This window comes from Flavobacterium hibisci (genome assembly GCF_020026925.1).
Taxonomy (GTDB): Bacteria; Bacteroidota; Bacteroidia; order Flavobacteriales; family Flavobacteriaceae; genus Flavobacterium; species Flavobacterium hibisci.
On sequence record NZ_JAIQDW010000055.1, the window covers coordinates 1 to 654 of the forward strand.

At 38.1% G+C, this 654-nt stretch carries 1 protein-coding gene; it reads left to right on the plus strand.

Going from position 1 to position 654, the window contains the following annotated elements; all coding sequences use genetic code 11:
* On the plus strand, positions 1 to 515 hold a 515-nt coding region (locus K8B81_RS20810), incomplete at its 5' end, for a transposase (RefSeq protein WP_223683443.1).
* Positions 516 to 654 lie beyond the last annotated feature (139 nt).

Consider the following 654-nt stretch of genomic DNA (forward strand, 5'->3'; position numbering starts at 1 on the left):
TAAACGGCCAGTTAAAACCGGCTTACAATCTGCAGATCAGTACCAATAAGCAGTTTATTCTGCACTACAGCCTGCATCCAAATCCTACCGACACCAAAACACTTAGCCCGCATATTGATAGTTTTGAAAGATCATATAAAAAAGTTCCCAAAGAGTTAGTTGCCGATGCTGGCTATGGTTCGCAGGAAAACTACAACTTATTAAAAGCCAGAAAAATAAAAGCCTTTGTTAAGTATAATTATTTTGACAAAGACTGCAAGACCAAACAGGTAACCGCCTCGCAAAACAATCCTGAACTGGCCAAGACAAGGCAAAAGGCGTTTGATTTGCTTAAAACAAAACGGGGCGAACAACTCAGAAAGCAAAGGTGCCATGATGTAGAACCTGTATTTGCCCAAATCAAACACAACAAAGGATTTAAACGATTTATGCTTCGAGGACAAAACAAGGTCGAGATAGAAATCGGATTGCTTTCTATTGCCCATAATTTACAAAAGATGGCACTTGCAGGGTAGAGACAACCCATTCTTGCCTAAAAATCAGTCAAAAAAAGGAAAATCATCTTTAAAGCCGAATTCCGAAAACCGAATTAATTTTTTATAGCTATCTTAATTTTTTATAAACGAAAAGAAGCTGTCCTTTTGAGACAGCCTC